Below are 2,960 nucleotides of genomic sequence, written 5' to 3'. Positions count from 1 at the left end.
CATGACTATGGACCAGCGCGACACCGTCGCTGCCGAATGGTCAAAGAACGTCCGCGTCGAAGAGACGCCGGCACAGACAACCCCAAAGCCGTAGTAGAACCGTACACTTAGAAGCCATACCGTTCGGGATGTGCCAAGATCATATCCACGGACCATTCAGGTTTCTCAACAGCAACCTGCTGCAATAACTCCAGCATCTTGTCGCGATCTTTCTTGTAGACCGCATCGTCGAACGCATCAAATAGGCCTGCCGCAAAAAGTCGTTCGTTGACCGTCATACCGCCATACATCGAGCCAGGATTTTGCGAATCCCTGTCCATCGTCATTCGGCACTCCGTCACAATCGCCGTTCAGAGCAGTTTCACCTCGTTGAGGGACATGCTAAGCCTGCTTGTTGCCACGGTTTAGCGACAGTTTTTCCAGAACCTTGATATCTCCGCGTAGGATTTCCCCGCAGTACTTCTTCATGAGATCGGCCAAGTAAGCCAGGAAGCGTTGATCATCAGTGAGATCGGCCGCGCCAGAATAAGAGTCGAATCCGGGGAACGGCCCCTTCTTGTAGTAACGAACGACCTCGGCCAGGCTGAATAGGTGTGACACGTAGGGCCGCAGAATATCGGTATCGGCCTTCACACCGAACAACACGTCGGTCTCTCCTTTGCTTGACCATATCTCCACGTAAAGTGAAAGCGCGTCATAACGAACAGGATCATCTTCCGACGTCACAATGAATCCGAATTCGTTAATCAGAAAATCAAAATGCCTCCTGGCTGACTTGCCAAATTCATTCATGGGCGCTGTCGCTTCCGAAACATAACAAGCCACCCGCCCGCGAAGATTCAGCCACCGAGGGGAGGGAACACTCTCGCCCCCCATTCCCTACGGCATAGTGTTTTTCCAATTCTCACAGTGCGCGCTTGCCGCGAGCACATACAAATGGCGGGCCACCCACCTTTCACCACCCCCTAAGGTCACGGGCTGAATGCTTCCCCCATCCGCCCGTCGAACGAGCACCGTCCTTAATTTCAAAATACGATCAATCCCGCGTGCCGCGTTCCGGGAGCGCAGAGAGCGGCAGGCCGCTACCCCATCACAGCCGACCCATGATGATGAATCATCAACCACTCGTCCCCGATCCGCTCAAATAGATTTGTGGCGAGTACACGTGCTTCCTGCGGCTCTTCCGACTGCTGGCTCGTGATGTTTTCAACACAGATCACCCACGCTATATCTCCGGCCACCTGCACCATAACCTCGGTGAGTTCAAATTTCATCGAGAACGTATTATTGAAGATCAGCACCCACGAATCGCGAACGTTGGGCCAGTCGGAACGAATCGACCACCCCGGATGAATACACGTCACATACTCAAGATGAGCCCACACTTCATCCATCTTGGCGATATCGAGCGATTGGAACGCTTCGTAAAACCGATGATTAGCCTTGGTCACTTCCTCAATTCGTTGTTCGATCACACGCACCCCCATTTCTGAGTGGGCTATCATACTGGAATCCTGTACCGGAGCGCGAGAGAGAATGAGGCAGCTAGGCTCGTGTCAGCCTGGACGTTTGCAGATGTACTATCCAGACGCCCGTGAGAATAAGAGTGATTCCAAGAAACTCAACGGCCCCCACGGACTCTCTGAGAATCAACGCGGAGAGTGCGACCGCAGCAACCGGTGTGAGGTTTCCCAGCACTGAAGCGCGCGAAGGGCCTATGCCTTTTACACCAAAGAGCCAAGCCTGTTGCGCAATGGCCGTAGCGAAGACAATCAGGTAGACCAGCGCCATCCAATCGGCAACGGCTACCGACGAGAGTCCCGCATCCTGCATTTTTCTGTCGGTCCACAGCAACGGAATTTGAAGGATGGTAGCAACACAGAGCGTCGTCCAGTTAACCGTCAACGGAGACAGTCGTTCCATGATCGACCGGCTTCCGATGCTGTAGAGAGCCCAACTGGCGACTCCTAGAAATACCAGTCCACCGCCAAGCACCGGCTGTTCCCCTGCCGCTTGAAAACCGGCGACTGACACCAAACCCACACCCAGAAACGACAGCAGGCTTCCGGCCAACACGGAGCGCAGCGGAACATCTTGAATTAAAAGAGAAGACAGTAATGCGGTGACGACAGGTGAGGATCCGATGATGACGCCGGCCACAGCACCGCTGACATACTTGAGACCGATCAGGATGAGCAAATGGTTTCCCAATACGCCGAGGCCGAGAAGGCAGAGGGTCCTGAGATCAGCCGTTGTGATCGTTGCCAAGGATCCCTCCTGCCAAAACCAGGTGACCAACAGGACGGTAAGACCACCGATATCTCGTAGAACCGAGGCTTCAACAGGGGAGAACGCACCTAAAGCGAGTTTCTGCGCGACGATCGAGCCACCCCACAGCACCGCAGCGCCGATGACAGCCCCGTGGGCGAGACCGGATGAGGGAGGAGCCATGAAACGTGGATACAATTGTTGCTTCCATACGTCAAGCCATTTCCAAAGCCCCTATAAGCTTTGTCCGGTTTGTGCCGCGCTCTACGCTTTATCTTTTTGAACAGAAAAGATCCTATTTCAGAACGAAGTACCCGGCATCAAACCGAGCGCCCACCGACATTAGCCTCAGTTTTTCTTTCGTTGCACCATCAGCAATCCATCCCGAATAGTAACAAGTACGCACGTTACATCACCATCAGAAGAAACCACGCGATTCAATTCCTGAATCGTGGCTGTCTTCTCATCCGGTGGCACCTGCTTGAGCACATCACCGTTCCACAGCACATTGTCTATGAGAATCACTCCTTCCGGGGCCATTAATTCTTTGGCACGGCGGTAATAGTTCACATAGTTGGCCTTGTCGGCATCGATGAAAATCACGTCAAACGGACCGCTGAGCCGACGCATTGTTTCGAGCGCAGGTCCCATGTGGATTGTAATCTTCTTGCCGTGAGGAGATCGCGCAAAAT

Annotated in this window: 5 protein-coding genes; all 5 read right to left on the bottom strand. The window is 53.6% G+C overall.

Annotated elements, in window-relative coordinates; translation table 11 throughout:
* Positions 1–107: 107 nt before the first annotated feature.
* Positions 108–326: a hypothetical protein gene (locus tag ACWVCN_RS05160; protein ID WP_455244450.1), complete on the bottom strand. Its 219-nt coding sequence runs from the start codon at positions 324–326 to the stop codon at positions 108–110.
* Positions 327–381: 55 nt separating this feature from the next.
* Positions 382–792 (bottom strand): hypothetical protein, encoded by a 411-nt coding sequence (locus tag ACWVCN_RS05155; protein ID WP_455244449.1) that lies wholly within the window; start codon positions 790–792, stop codon positions 382–384.
* Between the two features lie 290 nt (positions 793–1,082).
* Entirely contained in the window at positions 1,083–1,505 is a 423-nt protein-coding gene (locus ACWVCN_RS05150; RefSeq protein ID WP_455244448.1) for a nuclear transport factor 2 family protein, read from the bottom strand.
* A 40-nt stretch (positions 1,506–1,545) separates the two neighbouring features.
* A complete protein-coding gene (locus ACWVCN_RS05145; RefSeq protein ID WP_455244447.1) occupies positions 1,546–2,451 on the bottom strand; it encodes a DMT family transporter in 906 nt (301 codons plus the stop codon).
* Positions 2,452–2,616: 165 nt separating this feature from the next.
* The coding region (locus ACWVCN_RS05140) for an O-methyltransferase (protein WP_455244446.1) at positions 2,617–2,960 on the bottom strand (344 nt) is incomplete at its 5' end.

This window comes from Petrachloros mirabilis (assembly GCF_975968855.1).
The sequence above is the reverse complement of the archived record's forward strand: the minus strand, read 5'-3'. Positions and strand labels throughout refer to the sequence as shown.

What these genes read in the sequence shown, in the direction of transcription:
- ACWVCN_RS05160 (WP_455244450.1), bottom strand. Translation starts at nt 326, where the DNA reads ATGACGATGGACAGGGATTCGCAAAATCCTGGCTCGATGTATGGCGGT.
- ACWVCN_RS05155 (WP_455244449.1), bottom strand. Translation starts at nt 792, where the DNA reads ATGAATGAATTTGGCAAGTCAGCCAGGAGGCATTTTGATTTTCTGATT.
- ACWVCN_RS05150 (WP_455244448.1), bottom strand. Translation starts at nt 1,505, where the DNA reads ATGATAGCCCACTCAGAAATGGGGGTGCGTGTGATCGAACAACGAATT.
- ACWVCN_RS05145 (WP_455244447.1), bottom strand. Translation starts at nt 2,451, where the DNA reads ATGGCTCCTCCCTCATCCGGTCTCGCCCACGGGGCTGTCATCGGCGCT.